We start from the raw sequence: 20,703 nt of genomic DNA, 5'->3' as shown, positions 1-20,703 counted from the left end.
CCGCCTGCAGCAGTACGTTGCGTTCCAGCGCCTGCGGTTGAATCGCGCTGCCTCGCATCGCATGGTGTTGCCGATATGTCGCTGAAAATCAACGAGCTCTGCGTCAACTGCGATGTCTGCGAGCCGGCGTGCCCGAATCAGGCCATCTCGATGGGCGAAACCATCTACGTCATCGACCCGGCACGCTGCACCGAGTGCGTGGGCCATTTCGACGAGGCGCAATGCGTGGTGGTGTGCCCGGTCGAATGCATCGACCCGGATCCGGCCATCCCGGAAACCCATGATCAATTGCTCGCCAAGCTCATGCAGCTGCAGCGCGATCACCCCGAACTGTACGAACAGGAGCCTCCCGCCCCGTGAGCATTTTTTCCCGACATTTCTCTGCGCGCGGCCTGTTGCTGCTGGCCTTCGTGCTGGCACCGCCGGCGTGGTCTGCCGATGGCAGCAAACCTGCGGCGGCTGCAAGCTCGCCGGTGGCGGCGCATCCGCCGGGCGCGGCGATTGCCAGCGGTCACACCCTGGCCACCGATGCCGGCCTGCAGATCCTGCGCGAAGGCGGCAATGCCTTCGATGCGGCCATCGCGGTGTCGTCCACGCTGGCGGTGGTCGAGCCGATCAGTTCGGGTCTGGGCGGCGGTGGCTTCTTCCTGCTGCACGATGCCAAGACCGGCAAGGACGTGATGCTGGACGCGCGCGAGTACGCGCCCGAGTCGGCCAGCGAGGCGCAGTTCCTCGACAAGAAGGGCGAGCTGGATCGCGACCGCTCGGTCAACGGCCCGTGGTCGGCCGGTATTCCCGGGCTGCCCGCCGCGCTGGTGGAGCTGGCCTCCAAACACGGCCGGCTGCCGCTCAAGCAGTCGCTGGCACCGTCGATCCGCATCGCCACCGAGGGCTTCCCCGTATACGCGCGCATGGCCAAGGGTTATGCCTCGCGGCGTGAAGTGATGGAGCGTTACCCCGGCACGCGCGAGGTGTATCTGCGCGGCGGCAAGCCCATTGCCGAAGGCGACATCTTCAAGCAGCCCGAACTCGCACATACGTTGAAACTGCTTGGCGACAAGGGCTTCGACGGCTTCTACAAGGGCGAAACTGCCAAGAAACTGCTGGCTGGCGTCAAGCAGGCCGGTGGGCAGTGGAAGGCCGCCGAGCTGTCCGGGTATCGGGTGAAGGAGCGCACGCCGATCCAGTTCGATTACCGCGGCTGGAAGATCACCACCGCGCCGCCGCCGTCCTCCGGCGGGATCGCACTCGCTGCGATGCTGCAGATTCTGGAAGGCTGGGACCTGGACAAGCTAGACGACGCGCATCGCACCCATCTGGTGGTGGAAGCGATGCGCCGCGCCTACCGCGACCGCACCTTTTTCCTGGGCGACCCGGACTTTGTCGCCGTGCCGCAGCGCGTGCTGACCAGCAAGGATTACGCGCAGGGCCTGCGTGCCACGATCAACCCGGAGAAGGCCACTCCCAGCGATCTGCTGTCGGGCAATCCCACCCCGCTGGAAGACGACGAGACCACGCATTTCTCCATCATCGATGGCGAAGGCAACCGCGTTGGCGCCACCCAGACCGTCAACCTGCTGTACGGCTCCGGGCTGATCCCCAAGGGCACCGGCGTGCTGCTCAACGACGAGATGGACGACTTCGCGCTCAAGCCGGGCACGCCGAACGCCTTTGGCGTGATGGGCTATGCCGCCAACGCGCCCAAGCCGGGCAAGCGCATGCTCAGCTCGATGACGCCGACCTTCATGGAATCGGCCGACAAGGTCGCGGTGATCGGCACCCCGGGCGGCAGCCGCATCATCACCATGGTGCTGCTCGGCATCCTGGGTTACGACGCCGGTCTGGACGCGCAGCAGGTCAGCGCCTTGCCGCGTTATCACCACCAGTGGCTGCCGGACGTGATCGAGGCCGAAAGCAACGCGTTCTCGCCGCAGACCGCCAAGGCGCTGCAAGCGATGGGCCACGCGCTCAAGCTGCCCGGCGACACCGCCGCCGGCGGCCGCGGTTCCAGCCACGTGTGGGGCAACCTGCAGACCGTGGAATGGGACAAGCGCAGCAACGTGCTCAGCGGCGGCAGCGACCCGCGTAACCCGGTGGGCAAGGCGCAAGTGCAGCTGGCGACGCCGGCGCGTTGAGTGCGGCCATGTCCTGTACTCGCATTGCGAAGGACGCAATACGCATGTCGGTGCCTGCATAGCGACGCAGGGTGGGCCACGGCCCACCCTGCGCTGCCCGCAACAGCCTGTCAGCGGCGCATGCGCCAACACTGGCGCGATCGCCGCATGCGATCAGTTGAGCTTGAAGTAGGTTCCGTTGTGCTGTGCGTCGTAGCAGGTGGCGCCTTGCAGACGTTTGTCGTTGGTGTTGCCGGGTGACTGTGGATAGACATGGCACGCCAGATACGGAGCCGGGTTGCCGGTGAAACGGAGCGTGAAGTGTTGCTTGTCATCGGTCGCACTGGTGTGGACCCCGCCATTGGCCAGGATCGTGACCTCGCACGTGGCCTGCGGCGCGGTTTCGCACTGGTGCAATAGCGTCTGCAACGGTCCTGTGATGTTGGCGTACATGCCGGAGATCCAATTGTCGAGGGTCTGGTTGGCATTGGCGTTCCATTGCTTGGTCGCCAGCGCGGTCTGACTCAGGGTCAGCAGACCCATCGACAGCATTGCGGCGAGGCATCTCCCTATGCGCGGACGCCGCCGCATGCTGCATGGCCTCGAGCCAGTGCGGGTGGAATGGGAGAGGCGTGTGATCGGCTGGGTAGTCATCTGTGATCCTTGGATGATGAGGAAGGCCATGCCCTGGCCACTCGGAATGGCGAGTGCGCGGCAGGTCGATGCGGTGCGGTGATACATGGCATCGCCGCACCGCCAAGGTAGATCGATGCTGCTGGAAAGAATTGGCGGAAATGACGGCAATTGCCGGGCTTTCAACGTGAAGTCGCTGCCTGCGGTGAGCGGTTTGCAGCGTTTCCGCGAAAGGGCCGACCAACCCGGTGGAATTGCTGATACCGCACTGCGCGCATCGGCAGCCGGTCGCAGAATCGGAGCAGATCGCGGCCTGCACTGCGGTAGGGTGATGGTGCGTGGCTGGGCAACCGATGGCACGCCCCGGCCAATGTCGGCAAGGTGTGCTTGTCGCTGCTATGCAATGCCGCCACCATTGGGGCATGAATCCTTTCCACGCCATCCCGACCGTCGTTCTCGCGCTTGCTTCTGCAGGCTGTTCCGCCCAGACCGCGGATGAACCTTCCGTTGGCCGAATCCACGTCAATCAGCTCGGCTATCTACCCGGTTCGTCCAAGCTTGCTGTCGTCGGGTTGCCGCTAGGCGCGGCAGCCGGCTCGGACCGCTTCACAGTCGAAGATGCGCAGGGCCGCCGCTTGCTGGAGGGCAAGCTGCAAGCCGCCGCGCCATGGTCGCCGGCCGGCCAGCAGGCGCGGGTGGCGGATTTTTCCGGCGTGCGTACAGCAGGCACGTATCGCTTGAAAATCGACGGGCTGCCGGCGTCCGATCCGTTCCCGATCGCGGCCGGCGCGTACCGCCCGGTGCTCGATGCATCGCTGAAGGCGTTCTATTTCAATCGCGCCAGCACTGCGCTGCCGGCGCAGTTTGCCGGGCGCTATGCGCGTGCGGCTGGGCACCCGGATACGCAGGTGCGTATCCACCCTTCCGCGGCATCGGCCACGCGTCCGGCCGACAGCGTGATCAGTGCGCCCAAGGGCTGGTACGACGCCGGTGACTACAACAAGTACATCGTCAATTCCGGCATCAGCACCTACACCTTGCTGGCGGCCTACGAGCAGTATCCGGCGCTGTTCAAGGCGCAGGCGCTAACCATCCCCAACGATGCGCCCGGCGTGCCCGGCATCCTGCAGGAGACCTGGTGGAATCTTGAGTGGATGCTGGCCATGCAGGACCCGGCCGATGGCGGCGTGTACCACAAGCTCACCGACAAGCAGTTCGATGGGTTGGTGATGCCCGAGCAGGCCAAGCAACAACGCTATGTGGTGATGAAGGCCACTGCGGCCACGCTGGATTTCGCTGCGGTGATGGCGGCGGCCAGTCGCGTGTATGCACCGTTCGAGAAGCAGTATCCGGGTGTGTCCGCACGCATGTTGAAAGCCGCGCGCAGTGCCTGGGCGTGGGCGCAGCAGCACCCGGATGTGATCTATCGCCAGCCGGATGACGTGCGCACCGGCGGCTACGACGATGCGCAGGTGGACGACGAATTCGCCTGGGCTGCGGCGGAGTTGTATGTGACCACGCGCGAGGATGGCTTCTACGATGCGACGATCGCGCGCAATGTGCCGGCCAGCGTACCGGGCTGGAGCAATGTCGGCGGACTGGCGTGGATCTCGCTGGCCGAGCATCGCGACCAGCTCACCCCGCATGCCGACCGTGCACGCATTGCGCGTGAGATCACCGGTCTGGCGCAGCGTCTTGCCGATGAGTGGCAGGCTTCGCCATGGCGTCTGGCGATGACGGACACCGACTTCGTGTGGGGCAGTAATGCAGTCGTGCTCAACCGCGCGATGATGTTGATGCAGGGCTACCGGCTGACCCGGCAGCGGCCATTTCTGGATGCCGCGCAGTCGCAGCTGGATTACATTCTGGGGCGCAATCCGCTCGGGTTGTCGTTCGTCACCGGGGTAGGGCTGCGCAGCCCGCTGCATATCCACCATCGCCCTTCCGAAGCCGACGGCATCGACGCGCCGGTCCCGGGCTGGCTGGCCGGCGGCCCGCAACCCGGGCAGCAGGATGCTAAGGACTGCAAGGTGGCGTATCCCTCAAAACTGCCGGCGTTGTCGTATCTGGATAACGCCTGCAGTTATGCCAGCAACGAGGTGGCGATCAACTGGAATGCGCCGCTGGTGTATGTGAGTGCTGCGATTGAGGCGTCTACGCGGTGAGGCGGGCGTTTTTCGACGCAGTGCCCGATGCCGCGGCTGTTCCTTCTCCCACCGGGAGAAGGTGGCTCGTAGCGCCGGATGAGGGTACGGCGTCGGCAGGAACACTGACACACCGTACCCTCACCCCAACCCCTCTCCCGGAGGAGAGGGGCTTAAGCTGCTGCAATTTTATGCTGCCTGCGTACCAAAGGTTCGGTCACCTGCATCTCTGGATGACGCCTTTAGCTATGCCAGCAACATGATCGAGATCTGACGCGCTGCAGTTGTTCCTTCTCCCACCGGGAGAAGGTGGCGCGTAGCGCCGGATGAGGGTACGGCGTCGGCAGGAACACTGACACACCGTACCCTCACCCCAACCCCTCTCCCGGGGGGAGAGGGGCGTTAGCTCACTCCACCCGCGTACCAAAAATCCGGTCGCCTGCATCGCCCAGGCCGGGCAGGATGTAGCCCTTCTCGTTGAGGTGATCGTCGATCGCGGCGGTGTACACCTCCACGTCCGGATGCACCGCTTCCAGCGCTTTCAGGCCTTCCGGTGCGGCCACTAAAAAGATGCCCTTGATGCGCCGTGCGCCGGCGCGCTTGAGCATGTCGATGGTGGCGATCAGGGTGCCGCCGGTGGCCAGCATCGGGTCCAGGATCAGCGCGTCGCGTTCTTCCAGGCGGCCGGTGAGGCGTTCGAAGTAGGGCACCGGCTGCAGGGTTTCTTCGTCGCGCTGCAGGCCGACCACGCTCACGCGCGCGGCCGGAATCAGCGCCAGCACGCCGGGCAGCATGCCCAGACCTGCGCGCAGGATCGGCACCAGGGTGATTTTTGCGCCGGCAATCCGCTGGACGGTCACCGGCCCGGCCCAGCCGGGTTGCACGTGCGATTCGGTGTCCAGATTGGCGGTTGCCTCGTAAGCCAGCAACGTGCCCAGCTCGGTGACCAGTTCGCGGAAGCCCTTGGTGCTCAAGGCGGCATCGCGCAGCAGACCGATCTTGTGTTGAACGAGGGGGTGGCGAACTTCGACGATTTTCATGGGCAGCGACAGGCGGGAGAGACCCACAGTGTGCCGCAGCCGGCGGCAGCGTCGCCACACATTGCGCGTGATCGCGCTTGCAGATGTCATGTCAGTGAAACGTCGTAGACATAGTGTGCCCACCCATTCTTAACCAATTGGGGAAGCACCCGTGCTCAACAAGACTCCGCTCTGCCTGGCGATCACGCTGACGTTGGCTGCGGCCACGTGGAGCCCGCTGGCGCTGGCGGCCGAGGGTGCTGCTGCTGGCGGCGCTGCAAGCGCCGCGGCCATCGATCTGGAGCGTCTGGAAGTGCGCCCGCAAACGGAATCGCAGGTACGCGCGGTCGATCTCAAACGCAGTTCCGATGCCATCCAGGATGCGGTCGCGTCCGATGCGATGGGCCGTTACCCCGACAAGAATGTTGCAGAATCCTTGCAGCGCCTGCCCGGCGTCAGCGTGACGCGCGATCAGGGCGAGGGCCGCTTCGTGGTGATCCGCGGTCTGGATTCGGCGCTCAACAGCGTCACCATCGACGGCATGACCATGGGCACGCCGGAAGATGGCACGCGCTCGGCGCCGCTGGACGTGATTCCCTCCGATTCCACCGAGCGCCTCAAGGTGGTCAAGTCGCCGACTCCGGACATGCCGGGCGATTCCATCGGCGGCGCAATTCAAGTGGAGTCCACCTCCGCATTCGATCGCGATGGCCGCACCTTGCGCGGCTCGGTCGAAGGCAGCCACCAGTCGCTGTCGGGCAAGACCAGCCCGAAGGGCGCGTTCAACTACAGCGATATCTTCGATGGCACCTTCGGTGTGGCAGTGGGTGTGAACTACCAGGATCGCGAGTTCGAATCCGACAACACCGAAGTGGCCTACGACAGTTTCGATGGCGGTGCGGCCGATGATTTGTTTGCCGGTGAAGTGCAGCGCCGCAAATACTTCATCGAACGTACCCGCATGGGCGCGAATCTCAATCTGGATTGGCGCCCGGACGAAGACAACCGCTATTACCTGCGCACGCTGTACAGCCGTTTCGACGATGCCGAAACGCGTCAGCGCACCATCTTCGGTCTGAGCGATGGTGAGGTCAGCGCCAATGGCGATGGCACCTACAACGTGGCCGATCTGCCCGCAGATTCGATCTCCAAGCGCGTGCGCTATCGCACCAAGAAAGAAGACACCATGGCCTTGAGCGTGGGCGGCGAAAATCGCCTGAGCGCGGCCACCGTGGATTACAAGCTGGGCTACACCAAGACCACCGAGCGCGTGAACGATGAAATGGAAGCGCGCTTCAACTATGACGGCGACGATCTGTCGGCCACGGTCGATCAGAACAGCGGGATTCCGCGCCTGGGCTTCTCCGACAACGGCTGGCAGAGCAACGACGATTTCGTGTTCGACCGCTTCGTGCTTGCGCCCAAGCGGGTGGACGACAGCGAGCGTAGCGCGCAGGTCAACGTGCGCTTCGATGGCGAGCATGCCAGCCTGAAGATGGGCGTGCTCGGTCGCTGGCGCGAGCGCGATGTCAATGTGGACGAACGCGAGCTGCGTCGCGGCCCGGCGATCGACTTGAGCGACTGGACCACCGCCGCGCCGGAACACCGTGGCGGCACCTTGGGCGAAAGCATCGGCTCGGATGGCATGCGCCGCTACTGGAACACCTCCGGCAATCTGTACAGCGCACGTCCGCAGGATGTCGGCGGCAATCAGCAGGTCTCGCTGCAGGACGACTACACCGCCACCGAAGATGTATTTGCGACGTACGCAATGGGCACCTGGGACATCGGGGCGCTGCGCATGATTGCCGGCGTGCGTGTGGAGAACACCCAGTTCAATGCCACCGGCAATCAGGTGGACGTGGCAGAAGACGGCCGCTCGGCCACGGTGACGCCACGCGAGGCGTCCAGCAGCTATACCAATGTGCTGCCGGGCCTGCACCTGCGCTACGACACCGGCAACGACTGGGTGCTGCGGTTTGCGGCCAACAAGACCTTGTCGCGCCCGTCGTTCGGCGATGTCTCGCCGCGCGTGAGCATCAATCGCGGCGATGAGGAAGTGAGCATCGGCAATCCCGATCTCAATCCTTACCGTTCCACCAATCTGGATCTGTCGTTCGAAAAATACATCGGCAGCACCGGCCTGATCTCGTTGGGCGTGTTCAACAAATCGATCGACGATTACATCGTGCAGACGATCAGTACCAACGATGCGGAATTCCCGGATTTGCAGGTCACCCGCTCGATCAATGGCGACACCGCAAAAGTACGCGGCGCCGAGTTCAATTGGCAGCAGACCCTGGACTTCCTGCCCGAAGGCTGGAATGGCCTGTTGGTCGGTGCCAGCGCCACCGTGCTGGACAGCGATTTCGATCCCGGCCTGAGCGACCGCGCCGGTGAGGACTTCACCTTGCCGCGTTCGTCCAAGCGGATCTACAGCGGCCATCTGGGTTATGAAAAATATGGCTTCAGTGCGCGTGTGGCAGCGGTATATCGCAGCGAATACCTGGACACCATCGGCGCCAGCCGCGCATACGATATCTATGTCGCCCCGCACACACAGCTGGATTTCAGCATGAACTATCAATTCAACAGCCACGTCAGCCTGTATCTGGAAGCGCAGAACCTGCTGGACGAGCCGCTGGAGCTCTACCAGGGCGTGCCCACACGCACGCTGCAGAACGAAGAATACGGCCGCACCTATGCGCTTGGCCTGAAGGTGGCACTGTGATCGCAACGCGCACGCGGCTCCAGACCACGTTACTCCACAGCACACTGCTCGCCACCGCGATGGCGCTGACCGCGTGCGCCAGCGCACCGGTCGACCGCGAAGCCGACGAGGCGCTGCTGAAAGACCCCTTGCTCAGCGAGGCCAAGGTGGCGCACGAAGTGGTGCCGGAAGCCTTCATCACCACTTCCACGCCGTCCGACAATCTGGACTCACCCGCCAGCTGGAGTGCGCCCGATGGCAGCCGCTGGCTGATCGCCACTGCCAAGGCCACGCATGCGTTGGTGGTATTCGATGGCGACAGCGGCAAGCGCCTGCGCGTGGTCGGCGGCAAGGGCAAGGTCCTGGGCAAGCTGGATCGCCCGAACGGGATCTCGGTGGTCGACGATCTGCTGTTTGTGGTCGAGCGCGACAACCGCCGCGTGCAGGTGTTCTCGCTGCCGGACTTCAAGCCGTTGACCAGCTTCGGTCATGATGAACTGCGCGAGCCTTACGGCCTGTGGGTGCGCAAGCACGGTGGCGGCTACGAAGTGGTAGTCAGCGACAACTACATGTCGCCGGCCAACAAGGATCTGCCGCCGCCGGTGGCCGACCTCGGTCAGCGCTTCCGGCGTTATCAACTGAACAACGCAGGGCAGGGCTGGCAATCGCGGCTGACCCAGAGCTTCGGCGATACCACCGAAGCGGGTGCGGTGCGGATTGCCGAATCGGTGTTCGGCGATGAAGCCAATGCGCGCTTGATGATTGCCGAAGAAGACGTGGCCGTGGGCACGCAGCTACGCGAGTACGGCATGGACGGGCATTATCGCGGCCGCAATGTTGGCACCGGCCTGTTCAAGGCGCAGGCCGAGGGCATGACCTTGCTGGCGTGCAGCGATGGCAGCGGGTACTGGATCGCCACCGATCAGTTCAAGGACCGCAGCGTGTTCCAGGTGTTCGATCGCCAGAGCCTGGCGCATGTGGGCGCATTCGCCGGCCGGGTGACCGCCAATACCGACGGCGTGTGGCTGGATCAACGCGGCGATGCGCGCTTCCCCGGTGGCGTGTTCTACGCCTTGCATGACGACCAGGCGGTGGCGGCATTCGACTGGCGCGATATCGCGCGTGCGCTGCGCTTGAAAGAGTGCGCGCCATGAGCGCTGGGCGTGCGTCGGTATACGCGCTGCTCTCGCTCATCGCGATGAGCAGCGCTCAATCGTTTGCCGCCGAGCGGGCCGCCGAACCGAATACGCAGGTGCCGGCGGGCTCCACCCACTATGTCGCCGACGGCTTTCCGGACCGCATCGTCGCCACGCCCGCGCAGGATGCGGCGACCGGTTTCGCGGTGGCCTGGCGTACCGATGCCAGCGTCAACCAGCCGTGGCTGGAACTGGTCGTCGCCGGCGACTCGCCGGATGTGGGGACGCCGCGCCGCATTCGCGCCAGCACCGCCACGCTGAGCAGCGAAAACGGCAGCTCGCATCACCACCGCGCGGATGTCGATGGGTTGAAGCCGGACACGCTGTACGCCTACCGCGTGCAGGGCAACAGCACGTGGGGCGCGTGGAATCATTTCCGCACCGCCGCCAGGGCCGCCACCCCGCTGACGCTGCTGTATTTCGGCGATACCCAGAACAAGAATCTCAGCCTGGTCTCGCGGGTGATCCGCCAGGCCTGGCGCAGCGCACCGGACGCGCGGCTGGCACTGTTCGCCGGCGATCTGGTCAGCGGCAAGGACGGCCAGGACGACAACGAGTGGGCCGAATGGTTCGAAGCCGGGCGCTGGTTGCTGGAAGGCACCGCAGTGGCGCCGGCGCCGGGCAATCACGAGTATCACGAAGAGGGCGAAGACACCCCGCAGGCAACGCGCACGCTCGGCAGCCATTGGCCGGTGACCTTCGCCTTGCCGCGCAACGGGCCGTCGGCCACCGCGCGCACCAGCTACTGGTTCGACTACCAGGGCGTGCGCATCGCCGTGCTCGACGGTACCTCCGTGCTGGATCTGGGCACCGGCCCGGCGCAGGCGCAATGGCTGGACACCGTATTGGCCGATAATCCGCATCCGTGGTCGATCGTGCTGATCCACCAACCGTTCTTCTCGCCGCGCGCCGATCGCGAGAACGAAAAGCTGGTCGAGCAGGTGCTGCCGGTGATCCGTCGCCACAAGGTCGATCTGGTGCTGCAGGGCCACGACCACACCTACGGCCGTCGCGGCGATGAGGCCGGGCAGGCGACGCCGGTGTTCGTGGTGTCGGTGGCGGGGCCCAAGCAGTACCGGCTCTCGGACATGGCCCGCAAGACCATGCGCCCGGTCGGCGAAGATACCCAGCTGTATCAGGTGCTTCGCATCGACAACCAGAAGTTGCTCTACGAGTCGCGCACCGCCACCGGACGTCTCTACGATGCCTTCGAGCTCAAGCGCGATACGAGCGGGGCCAAGCGGTTGATCGAACACGAAGCAGGGCGCATCGCCCCGCGCGATTGCCCACGCAGTGCAACGCTCAAGGGACGGGCGGATCGCTGCTGGGAATGAGGGCGCTGTGACGAAATTGAAAGAATTTGGGCGGCTCGGCGCACGGAGTTAGGGAGATGTGAGGAAACTTCGCTGATGCATTGATTTTTCCAATGGTTACCTCGTATGCCAATTGAAAAGTGTGAGTTACATCACACAAAAAATGGGCATAGGGTGTGGTTAGCCGGATCTCCATCCGGGTAGCCGGGTGTTAGGTCGGCGCTGGATGGAGGTGTTGGTGCCCCCAGCCCCCGAGAAACCACCATGATTCCCCATGTGTTTCATCTGACCGCGCCGACCAAGCAATTGCAGTGGGAAGAACGCAGGATCCAGGCCCGTCTGCAGCGGCTCTTGCCGGACTGGGTCTGCTACGTCTGGGATGACGCGGACAATTCGGAACTGATGCGTCGCGCGTTCCCGGAATTCGCCGAGCGCTACGAGGCGGTCCGCTTCGGCGTGATGAAGGCCGATATCGCCCGATGTGCCTATATGCACGCGCACGGCGGCTTTTATTTCGACACCGACTACAAGCTGCTGCAGCCGCTGGGCGCCGACCTGTTGGTACAGCAATGCGTGCTGCCGATCGAAGATGGCGCGCTAGGCAACGATCAGTTCAAGATCGGCAATGCCGTCTTCGGTTCCCAGGCAGGGCATCCTTTGTGGCGCGCCTTTATCGAGCACATTTTCAATGTGCATGCGCCGGAGACGCTGGAAGATCACCGGCAGATTCCGATGATCTCCGGCCCGCGCGGTCTGACGCGCTTCTACAACGCGTATGGCGAGCAGTTCTCCGGCATCGTGTTCCCGCCGCGCGATGCATTCCATCCGGACCGTACCTGGTTCGGGCTCGGCCACCGCGGCGGCAAGATCGCCGTCGGCTCGCATCTGTGCTGGGCATCGTGGCGCGGCAAGTCGACGCGCCGGGCGGTGACCAATTACCTGCGTCGCAAGTTGAGCGCGGTGCCGATCTGATTGCTGCCGGTCGCCATGCAGATCTGTTGAACGGATTTGCATGGCGTCACCGGGATGATTCCCGCTGCGTCACTCAACGCGGCGTTTTGTGCGGTTCACGCTGGTGAAGGGCGCTTGCGCAAGCGCGCTTCGCATCGTGCTTGCTATGTCACAGATCTCGCGCCCTCAGCGCGGCAGCCCACGGGACTTCCGAGTTTCAGGCGTTGAGAGATGTCCAGCCTCAGGCGGCCTCGGCCTGCACCTGGCGCGGGCCTTCCTTGAGCGCACGCGCGATCAAGCCGACCAATAGATCGAGCTCGTCTTCGTCCATGGCGAAGTGCGGCGTGAAGCGCAGCGAATTCTCGCCGCCGTGGATCACGTTGACACCGCGGTGGCGCAGCCATTCCTCGGTGGAACCGGCGCCGTAACACTTGAACTGCGGTGCCAGTTCGCAGGAAAACAGCAAGCCGGTGCCCTGCACCTTGGTGATCAAGCCGCCCAACTCGGACTGCAAGGCTTCCAGCTTGGCGATCGCCTGCGCACCGCGGCTGCGGATGTTGGCGCGCACCTGCGGAGTGAACAACGCCAGCGTGGCACAGGCGACATCGAGCGCGCGCGGGTTGGTGGTCATGGTGTTGCCGTAGGTGCCCTTGCGATACACCTGCGCGGCGTGTTCGGTCACGGCCAGCACCGACAGCGGGTACTGCGCGGCGTTGAGTGCCTTGGAGTAGGTTTCCAGATCAGGCGGGTCGAGCTGTTCGAAGCCGGGGTAATCCACCACCGACAGCACCCCATGCGCACGCAGGCCGGCCTGGATCGAATCCACCAGCAGCAGACTGCCGTGCAGGCGGGTCAACTCGCGCGCCGCGGCATAGAACGCGGCTGGCAATGCGCGTCCCGGGTCGCCTTCGCCCATCACCGGCTCGAGGAACACCGCCTCGATGAACCAGTGATTGCGCGCGGCCTCCTCGAAGGCGCGCTGCAGCGCCGCCACGTCGTACGGCGCGATCGCGATCACCGAGTCTTCGTCGCGGTAACTGGCCAGGTACTTGGTGTAGGTCTTGCGGCTGGAATCGGAATACAGGCCGGGGCGGTCGGTACGGCCATGGAAGCTGCCCTTGACCACCACGCGCTTGATGGTGGCACCGGCATGCCGGGCGCCCGGGTCGGTGTGCAGCTTGGCGTTGGTGTCGACGATGCGTGCGGCCAGGCCGACGGCCTCGGAACCGGAGTTGAGACACATGAAGCGCGCAAACGGACAGCCTCCGCGCGTATGCCCGATCTCCGCGCGCAGGGCGCGGTCGAGCCGGCGCTGCGCCAGGCTGGGCGTCATCACGTTGGCCATCACCTGCGGGCGTGCCATGGCCTCGAGCACCGGCGCAGGCGTGTGGCCGAAGCCGAGCATCCCGTAACCACCGGCGTCGTACAGCACCGCACCCTTGAGCGTGACCACCCACGGGCCGCGCGCGGCCAGCGCCACGTACGGGGTCACCGCATCGTCGGCATAGAAGTTGATGAAGCCGTCCTGCACCGCGCCGATCTGCGCGTCTTCGTCCAGATCCAGCAGGTCGGCGACCTCGGCGCGCACCAGCGCGTATTCGGCGGCGGCCGCATCGATGGCCTGGGCGAGATCGTCGTGGGTGCTGGCCAGGCGCACGATGCTGGCATCGTCCAGGCCATCGGTCAGGCGGCGGCCGGCATGGGCACGCAGCGGGGCGAGTGGGGCAAGGACGGACATGGCGCATCTCCTACAAGGTGGCGTTCCCTTTCTATTATCGGCAGAAGATCGGCGTTTGGCAGCGTGAATCCGGGCAGGAAGTCGGGTATTTTCGTCGAATCAACGAACCATTTGGGCAAAAGTGAAAATCACTCCCTCCGACGAACGCCTGCTGTCGCTGTTGCGCGAGGACGCACGCGCCTCCACCGCGCAGATCGCGCGCCGGCTCGGGCTGTCGCGCACGACCGTGCAAAGCCGTATCGAAAAACTCGAACGCGACGGCGTGATCAGCGGCTATACCGTGCGCACCCACGACGCCTACGAACAGGGCCGCATCCGCGCGCACATCCTGATCACCGTGCTGCCCAAGAAGATGCCGGCCGTAGTCAAGGCACTGCGCGACATCCCCGAGGTGCGCCTGCTGCACTCGGTCAGCGGCGCCTACGACCTGATCGCCCTGGGCGTGGTCGGCGGCGTCAACGAAATGGACGTGCTCACCGACGCCATCGGCGCGATCGATGGCGTGGAGCGCACGACGACGTCGATCATTCTGTCGACGAAGTTTGAGCGGTAGGGACGGGAATCGTGAGTCGGAGATCGGGGGTCGGGGATCGTAAGAGCCATTATTCGCGAACAAACGAAGCCCCTCTCCCCCCGGGAGAGGGGTTGGGGTGAGGGTACGGGGGCGAAGCCCATGTGTCATTCAACTCTATGAGGCTTCGCCCGTACCCTGATCCGGCGCTGCGCGCCACCTTCTCCCGCCGGGAGAAGGATGTCCCCAGCATGTCCCGCTAAACTAGCGCCCCCAATCGCTGCACCGCCGAACCTTTGAAGAAGTCCGATTTCAACTATTCGCTACCCGACGAACTGATCGCCCAGGCGCCGCTGGCCGAGCGTGCTGCCAGCCGCTTGCTGGTGGTGCCGCCGTCACCGCAGGCGCTGGTCGACCGCCAGGTGCGCGATCTGCCCGAGCTGCTGCAGCCGGGCGATCTGCTGATCTTCAACGACACCCGGGTGATCCCGGCGCGCCTGTTCGGGCAGAAGGCCAGCGGCGGGCGGGTGGAGATCCTGATCGAGCGGCTGCTTGGTGAGCGCGAGGCGCGCGTGCAGATCGGCGCCAGCAAGTCGCCCAAGGCCGGCAGCCTGATCGCGCTCGATGCCGGTGGGCAGGCCGAGGTGCTGGGCCGCGATGGCGAGTTCTATCTGCTGCGCTTCGATATTCCTTCGCCGCTGCAGCAGTGGCTGCCTGAGGCCGGGCAGCTGCCGCTACCGCCGTACATCCGCCGCGAGCCGGGTGTGGAAGACCGCGAGCGCTACCAGACCGTGTTCGCCCGCGAAGTCGGCGCGGTCGCCGCGCCCACCGCCGGCCTGCATTTCGACGAGGCGCTGCTGGCGCAGCTGCGCGAGCGCGGGGTGGAGTTCGGCCATGTCACCTTGCATGTCGGCGCCGGTACCTTCCAGCCGGTGCGCGTGGATGCACTGGACCAGCACGTGATGCACACCGAATGGCTCAACGTCGGTGCCGTGCTGGTCGAGCAGGTGCGGCGCACGCGCGCACGCGGCGGCCGCGTCATTGCGGTGGGAACCACGGTGGTGCGCTCGCTGGAAAGCGCCTGGCGTAAAACCGATGCTGCGCCCGATGGCGAACTGCTTCCATTCGCCGGCGAAACCCAGATCTTCATCCTGCCCGGCTACCGCATCCGCAGCGTCGATGCGATGGTCACCAACTTCCATCTGCCCGAAAGCACACTGCTGATGATGGTCTCGGCCTTTGCCGGCCGCGAACGCATCTTCGCCGCCTATCAACACGCCATCGCGCAGCGCTATCGCTTCTTTTCGTACGGCGATGCGATGCTGCTGTGGGGCAGGGAATGGGGAATCGGGAATGGGGAATCGTAAGGCAGTACCCGCCACGCGTTCCGACATTCGCCAACCGCTTCTCCGATTCTCCACTCCCGATTCCCCATTCCCGGCCTTTCAATGTCCCGACTTCAGTTCCAGCTTCAAGCCACCGACGGCCATGCGCGGCGCGGCCGTCTGACCTTTCCGCGCGGCACGGTGGAAACGCCGGCGTTCATGCCGGTGGGCACCTATGGCTCGGTCAAGGGCATCCTGCCGGAGCAAATCCGTGCGCTGGGTGCGGAGATCATCCTGGGCAATACCTTCCATCTGTATCTGCGTCCGGGTCTGGATGTGATCGGCGATCACGGCGGGCTGCACGGGTTTGCGCGCTGGGACGGGCCGATCCTCACCGATTCGGGCGGATTCCAGGTGTTTTCGCTGGCGCATCGTCGCAAGATCACCGAGCAAGGCGTGACCTTCTCCTCGCCCACCGATGGCGCCCGCGTATTCCTGGGCCCCGAAGAAAGCATGCAGATCCAGAAGGTGCTCGATTCGGACATCGTGATGATCTTCGACGAGTGCACGCCGTACCCGGCCACCGAGGAGGTGGCACGGCGCTCGATGGAGTTGAGCCTGCGCTGGGCGCAGCGCTCGCGCGATGCGCATGACGGGCTGGGCAACGATGCAGCGCTGTTCGGCATCGTGCAGGGCGGGGTGCATCCGGACCTGCGCAGCCGTTCGCTGGATGGGCTGCAAGGTATCGGTTTCGACGGTTACGCCATCGGCGGGCTGGCGGTGGGCGAGCCGGAGCATGAGCGCAATGCGATGCTCGAACACCTGCATCCGCGCCTGCCGGCCGAGCGCCCGCGCTACCTGATGGGCGTGGGCCGCCCCGAGGATCTGGTCGAAGGCGTGGCGCGTGGCGTGGACATGTTCGATTGCGTGATGCCTACCCGCAACGCGCGCAACGGCCACTATTTCACCTCGTTCGGTACCGTGCGCATCCGCAACGCCAAGTACGAGCGCGACCTGGACACCATCGAGCCGGGCTGCGGGTGTCACGCCTGCAGCAGCGGCTACACGCGCTCCTACCTGCGCCATCTGGACCGCTGCAACGAGATGCTGGCGCCGATGCTGGGCACCCTGCACAACCTCTGGTACTACGAGAAATTGATGGCCGACCTGCGCGCGGCGATCGCCTCGGGAACCTTTGTGGAGTTCCGGCGGTCCTTCTATGCGGCACGCGGCGCCATCACGCCGCCGTTGCCGGGGGAAACCAGCTGAAACCGGCCGTCCGCGCCCTTGCGCGGACGGTTGGGAACCCGCATGGCATAATTCCCGGCTGTTCCGCTTCGGCGGTACCTGAATAGCGAGCGGGCCGGTTGGCGCGCTGGCACCAAACTAGGATGCATTGAATGAATCTGCTCGATTTCCTGATCCCCGTCGCCCAGGCGCAGGCCACCGGTGGCGCGCCGGCCGCCGGCCCGATGGGAAGCCTGTCCACCTTCGCGTTGCCGATCATCCTGATCGCGGTCATGTATTTTTTGATGATCCGCCCGCAGATGAAGCGCCAGAAGGAGCACAAGTCGCTGCTGGAGAAGCTCTCGCGCGGCGATGAAGTGATCACCTCCGGCGGCGTTGCCGGCGTGATCAGCGACATCGGCGACAACTTCATCACCGTGGAAGTGGCCGACAACGTGCGCATCCGCGTGCAGAAGAGTGCCGTGGGCCATGTGCTGCCCAAGGGCACGCTGAAGTCCGCCAGCTAAGAGCGGCTCCAAAACTACTGCGCGCACCGTCAGGCGGGCGCAGTCGGTGCTGGGAACCGGTGGGTCGCAATACTCCCGTCCCGGCACCGCCCGCATCCACCTGACGACCGCTCGCGACCTTGTGTTGGCCGCTTGAAGTCGTTCTCACTGCTAGGCGCGTCGCCGGGATGGTGTCGCGCGGGACTGTCGCAATGCTCGAATTTCCTCGCTGGAAGTATTTCCTGATCCTGCTGGTGCTGGCGCTCAGCGCGCTGTATGCGTTGCCCAACGTCTACCAGAAAGACCCGTCCGTGCAGATCACCGCCAGCCGCGGTGCCCAACTCGACGACGCATTGCGTAGCCGCATCGACGCCGACCTCAAGAGCGCCGGCATCACGCCCAAGGCCGTCACCAAGGAAGGCGAGAGCCTGATGGTGCGTCTGCCCAACCTGCAGGCACAGACCCGCGCCAACGATGTGCTGCGCCAGCAACTGGGCGAGAACTACACGGTGGCGCTGAACCTGGCCTCGACCGTGCCGGACTGGCTGGCCAAGCTGGGCGGCCGGCCGATGGTGCTGGGCCTGGATCTGGTCGGTGGCGTGCATTTCGCCATGCAGGTGGATCAGAAGGCCGCGCTGGAAAAGCGCCTGGACGGCTTTGCCGAAGACATCCGCACCACCTTGCGCGATGGCCGCATCGCCTATCGCTCGGTCGAGCGTCGCGGCGACAACAGCATCCAGGTCAGCCTGAGCGAGGGCGCCAGCGCCGATGCCGCGCGTACCGCGCTGGCCAAGGCGCAGCCAACGCTGACCTATGACGTCAGTGGCCAGAACATCGCAGTGAAGGTCCCCGAGGCCGAACTCAAGCAGATCGCTAGCGGTGCGATCGAGCAGAACCTCACCACCTTGCGCAATCGTGTCAACGCGCTGGGCGTGTCCGAGCCGACCATCCAGCGCCAGGGCGAAGACCGCATCGTGGTCGAATTGCCGGGCCTGCAGGACACCGCCGAGGCCAAGCGCCTGATCGGTGCCACGGCCTCGCTGGAGTTCCGTGCGGTGGTCGAAGGCAATGCCGAAGATGCCGTGCGCAGCGGCACCATTCCGCCGGAAGCCAAGGTCTACCGTCTGCGCGACAGCAATGCACCGGTGTTGCTCAACAAGCGCGCGCTGGTGACGGGTGATCAGATGGTCAGTGCCAGCGTCAGCAACGACCAGAACGGCATGCCGGCGGTGGCGGTGACGCTCAACAACGTCGCCGGCCAGCGCATGCTCGACTACACCAGCGCCAATGTCGGCAAGCTCATGTCGGTGGTCTACATCGAGCGCATTCCCACCGTGACCATGGTTGACGGCAAGGAAGTGCGCAGCGTGCGGGTCAAGGAAGAGGCTCTGTCGCCGACCCGCATCGCCGGCGTGTTCGGCAAGAATTTCCAGACCACCGGTCTGGAAAAGACCGAAGCCGAGAACCTGGCCAAGTTGTTGAAGTCCGGCTCGCTGGCCGCGCCGATGGATTTCGTCGAGGAATACGTGATCGGCCCGAGCCTGGGTGCGGAGAACGTGGAGCGCGGCGTCACTGCGGTGGTGTTCTCGTTCGTGTTCACCCTGGTGTTCTTCACCATTTACTACCGCATGTTCGGCGCGATCACCTCGGCGGCGCTGCTGTTCAACCTGCTGATCGTGATTGCGGTGATGTCGCTGTTCGGCGCCACCATGACGTTGCCGGGCTTTGCCGGTCTGGCGTTGTCGGTCGGCCTGTCGGTGGACGCCAACGTGCTGATCAACGAGCGTATCCGCGAAGAGTTACGTCTCGGCGTGCCGCCCAAGTCGGCGATCGTTGCCGGCTACGAGAAGGCCGGCGGCACCATCCTCGACGCCAACCTGACCGGGTTGATCGTCGGCGTGGCGCTGTATGCGTTCGGTACCGGCCCGCTGAAGGGCTTCGCGCTGACCATGATCATCGGTATTTTCGCCTCGATGTTCACCGCGATCACCGTGTCGCGCGCGCTGGCGGTGCTGATCTATGGCAGCCGCAAGAAGCTGAAGTCTGTCGCTATTTAATGCGAGTCCCTCGCAAGAGCCCGCAGGTAAAATGCGAGTCCCTCGCAAGAGCCCGCACATCCATGTGCGGACTTTCCAGGAAAATCTTTGAATGAAAATTTTTCCGCTTCATCTGATCCCGAACGACACCAAGATCGATTTCATGCGCCTGCGCAAGCCGGTGCTGATCTTGATGCTGGTGCTGGCGATCGCCTCGATCGGCATCATCGTCGGCAAGGGGTTCAACTACGCACTGGAATTCACCGGCGGCACGCTGGTGCAGACCTCGTTCCAGAAGACGGTGGACGTGGACCAGGTGCGCGAGCAGCTGGCCAAGGCCGGCTTCGAAAACGCCCAGGTGCAGAACGCGCGCGGCGGCAACGAGGTGATGATTCGCCTGCAGGCGCGCGAGCAGCACAACAACCGCGACGATGCCGCCACCACCGTGGCCGAAGAAGTGCGCAAGGCCGTCAGCACCGCGCAGAATCCCGCTACCGTGCAGCCGGGCGAATTCGTCGGCCCGCAGGTCGGCAAGGACCTGGCCTTGAACGGCGTGTACGCCACGGTGTTCATGCTGGTGGGCTTTCTGATCTACATCGCGTTCCGCTTCGAGTGGAAGTTCGCGGTGGTCGCCAGCCTGACTGCGTTGTTCGACCTGCTGGTGACGGTCGCCTTCGTGTCGCTGACAGGCCGCGAGTTCGATCTGACCGTGCTGGCGGGCCTGTTGTCGGTGATGGGTTTTGCGATCAACGACATCATCGTGGTGTTCGACCGCGTGCGCGAAAATTTCCGTGCGCTGCGCGTGGAGCCGCTGGAAGTGCTGAACCGCTCGATCAACCAGACGCTCTCGCGCACGGTGATCACCGCGGTGATGTTCTTCCTGTCGGCACTGGCCCTGTACATCTACGGCGGCGAGTCGATGGAAGGCCTGGCCGAGACGCACATGATCGGCGCGGTGATCGTGGTGATCTCCTCGATCATCGTCGCCGTGCCGATGCTGAGCATCGGGCCGTTCGCGGTGACCAAGCAGGATCTGCTGCCCAAGGCCAAGGACGTGGAGGCGCTGGCGCGTCGTCCTTGATCGGTTGGCAAAAGGTGTGACGAAAAAACCGCGCGTTGCGCGGTTTTTTCGTTTCTGGCGTTGGACGTTGTAACTGCATGGTGTGCACTGTGACGCCACTACTCAAGATCTTAAACACGAGGGATTTCGTCGGACACGTGATGCCGATCGATATGCAGTACTTTGCGGTAGAGAGCCGCTGGCCAGGATGAAGCGCCGT

At 64.6% G+C, this 20,703-nt stretch carries 16 protein-coding genes; 13 read left to right on the top strand and 3 right to left on the bottom strand.

Features of this window, described 5'->3' with window-relative positions; translation table 11 throughout:
* Window positions 1–75 precede the first annotated feature (75 nt).
* Both FFY45_RS15835 and ggt read left to right on the top strand, forming a co-directional pair.
* Window positions 76–360, top strand: coding sequence for a YfhL family 4Fe-4S dicluster ferredoxin (locus FFY45_RS15835; RefSeq protein WP_003489796.1), 285 nt, complete (start codon window positions 76–78; stop codon window positions 358–360).
* Complete coding sequence (gene ggt, locus FFY45_RS15830) at window positions 357–2,135, top strand: gamma-glutamyltransferase (RefSeq protein WP_176341164.1); 1,779 nt, start codon at window positions 357–359, stop codon at window positions 2,133–2,135. The genes FFY45_RS15835 and ggt overlap by 4 nt, the downstream gene beginning before the upstream one ends.
* A 153-nt stretch (window positions 2,136–2,288) precedes the next feature.
* On the opposite strand, the gene FFY45_RS15825 is transcribed toward ggt, so the two are convergent.
* On the bottom strand, window positions 2,289–2,657 hold the full coding sequence (locus FFY45_RS15825; protein ID WP_176341163.1) for a hypothetical protein: 369 nt from the start codon (window positions 2,655–2,657) through the stop codon (window positions 2,289–2,291).
* Between the two features lie 512 nt (window positions 2,658–3,169).
* On the opposite strand from FFY45_RS15825, the gene FFY45_RS15820 reads away from it, so the two are divergent.
* Window positions 3,170–4,912 carry a glycoside hydrolase family 9 protein gene (locus FFY45_RS15820; RefSeq protein WP_176341162.1) on the top strand — a complete coding sequence of 581 codons (1,743 nt, stop codon included), beginning with the start codon at window positions 3,170–3,172 and terminating at the stop codon, window positions 4,910–4,912.
* Window positions 4,913–5,298: 386 nt separating this feature from the next.
* Here the strand turns inward: FFY45_RS15820 and upp are convergent, their stop codons facing one another.
* Complete coding sequence (gene upp / locus FFY45_RS15815; protein WP_006448928.1) at window positions 5,299–5,931, bottom strand: uracil phosphoribosyltransferase; 633 nt, start codon at window positions 5,929–5,931, stop codon at window positions 5,299–5,301.
* 151 nt (window positions 5,932–6,082) lie between these two features.
* Between upp and FFY45_RS15810 the strand changes: the two genes are divergently transcribed.
* The 4 genes from FFY45_RS15810 to FFY45_RS15795 all read left to right on the top strand — a co-directional run bounded on the left by FFY45_RS15810 (window position 6,083) and on the right by FFY45_RS15795 (window position 12,101).
* Complete coding sequence (locus FFY45_RS15810; protein ID WP_176341161.1) at window positions 6,083–8,641, top strand: TonB-dependent receptor; 2,559 nt, start codon at window positions 6,083–6,085, stop codon at window positions 8,639–8,641.
* Complete coding sequence (locus FFY45_RS15805; RefSeq protein ID WP_176341160.1) at window positions 8,638–9,774, top strand: phytase; 1,137 nt, start codon at window positions 8,638–8,640, stop codon at window positions 9,772–9,774. The genes FFY45_RS15810 and FFY45_RS15805 overlap by 4 nt, the downstream gene beginning before the upstream one ends.
* Window positions 9,771–11,150 carry a purple acid phosphatase family protein gene (locus FFY45_RS15800; RefSeq protein WP_176341159.1) on the top strand — a complete coding sequence of 460 codons (1,380 nt, stop codon included), beginning with the start codon at window positions 9,771–9,773 and terminating at the stop codon, window positions 11,148–11,150. Before FFY45_RS15805 ends, FFY45_RS15800 begins: the two co-directional genes overlap by 4 nt.
* Window positions 11,151–11,393: 243 nt before the next feature.
* Entirely contained in the window at window positions 11,394–12,101 is a 708-nt protein-coding gene (locus FFY45_RS15795; protein WP_176341158.1) for a glycosyltransferase family 32 protein, read from the top strand.
* 220 nt (window positions 12,102–12,321) lie between these two features.
* Here FFY45_RS15795 and FFY45_RS15790 read toward each other — a convergent pair whose 3' ends face one another.
* Complete coding sequence (locus FFY45_RS15790) at window positions 12,322–13,818, bottom strand: aminotransferase class III-fold pyridoxal phosphate-dependent enzyme (protein ID WP_176341157.1); 1,497 nt, start codon at window positions 13,816–13,818, stop codon at window positions 12,322–12,324.
* Between the two features lie 121 nt (window positions 13,819–13,939).
* Between FFY45_RS15790 and FFY45_RS15785 the strand changes: the two genes are divergently transcribed.
* From FFY45_RS15785 to secF, 6 genes are all read left to right on the top strand, one after another.
* A complete protein-coding gene (locus FFY45_RS15785) occupies window positions 13,940–14,371 on the top strand; it encodes an Lrp/AsnC family transcriptional regulator (RefSeq protein WP_006448917.1) in 432 nt (143 codons plus the stop codon).
* 254 nt (window positions 14,372–14,625) lie between these two features.
* Window positions 14,626–15,696 (top strand): tRNA preQ1(34) S-adenosylmethionine ribosyltransferase-isomerase QueA, encoded by a 1,071-nt coding sequence (gene queA / locus FFY45_RS15780; protein WP_176341156.1) that lies wholly within the window; start codon window positions 14,626–14,628, stop codon window positions 15,694–15,696.
* 81 nt (window positions 15,697–15,777) lie between these two features.
* Window positions 15,778–16,923 carry a tRNA guanosine(34) transglycosylase Tgt gene (tgt, locus tag FFY45_RS15775; protein ID WP_176341155.1) on the top strand — a complete coding sequence of 382 codons (1,146 nt, stop codon included), beginning with the start codon at window positions 15,778–15,780 and terminating at the stop codon, window positions 16,921–16,923.
* Window positions 16,924–17,054: 131 nt separating this feature from the next.
* Window positions 17,055–17,408 (top strand): preprotein translocase subunit YajC, encoded by a 354-nt coding sequence (gene yajC, locus FFY45_RS15770; RefSeq protein WP_006448914.1) that lies wholly within the window; start codon window positions 17,055–17,057, stop codon window positions 17,406–17,408.
* 191 nt (window positions 17,409–17,599) lie between these two features.
* A complete protein-coding gene (secD, locus tag FFY45_RS15765; RefSeq protein ID WP_176341154.1) occupies window positions 17,600–19,444 on the top strand; it encodes a protein translocase subunit SecD in 1,845 nt (614 codons plus the stop codon).
* Window positions 19,445–19,535: 91 nt separating this feature from the next.
* Window positions 19,536–20,504, top strand: a complete 969-nt coding sequence (gene secF / locus FFY45_RS15760) for a protein translocase subunit SecF (RefSeq protein ID WP_104551151.1) — start codon at window positions 19,536–19,538, stop codon at window positions 20,502–20,504.
* Window positions 20,505–20,703: the final 199 nt, after the last annotated feature.

Source organism: Xanthomonas hortorum (genome assembly GCF_011305375.1).
Classification (GTDB): domain Bacteria; phylum Pseudomonadota; class Gammaproteobacteria; order Xanthomonadales; family Xanthomonadaceae; genus Xanthomonas; species Xanthomonas hortorum_E.
The sequence above is the reverse complement of the archived record's forward strand: the minus strand, read 5'-3'. Positions and strand labels throughout refer to the sequence as shown.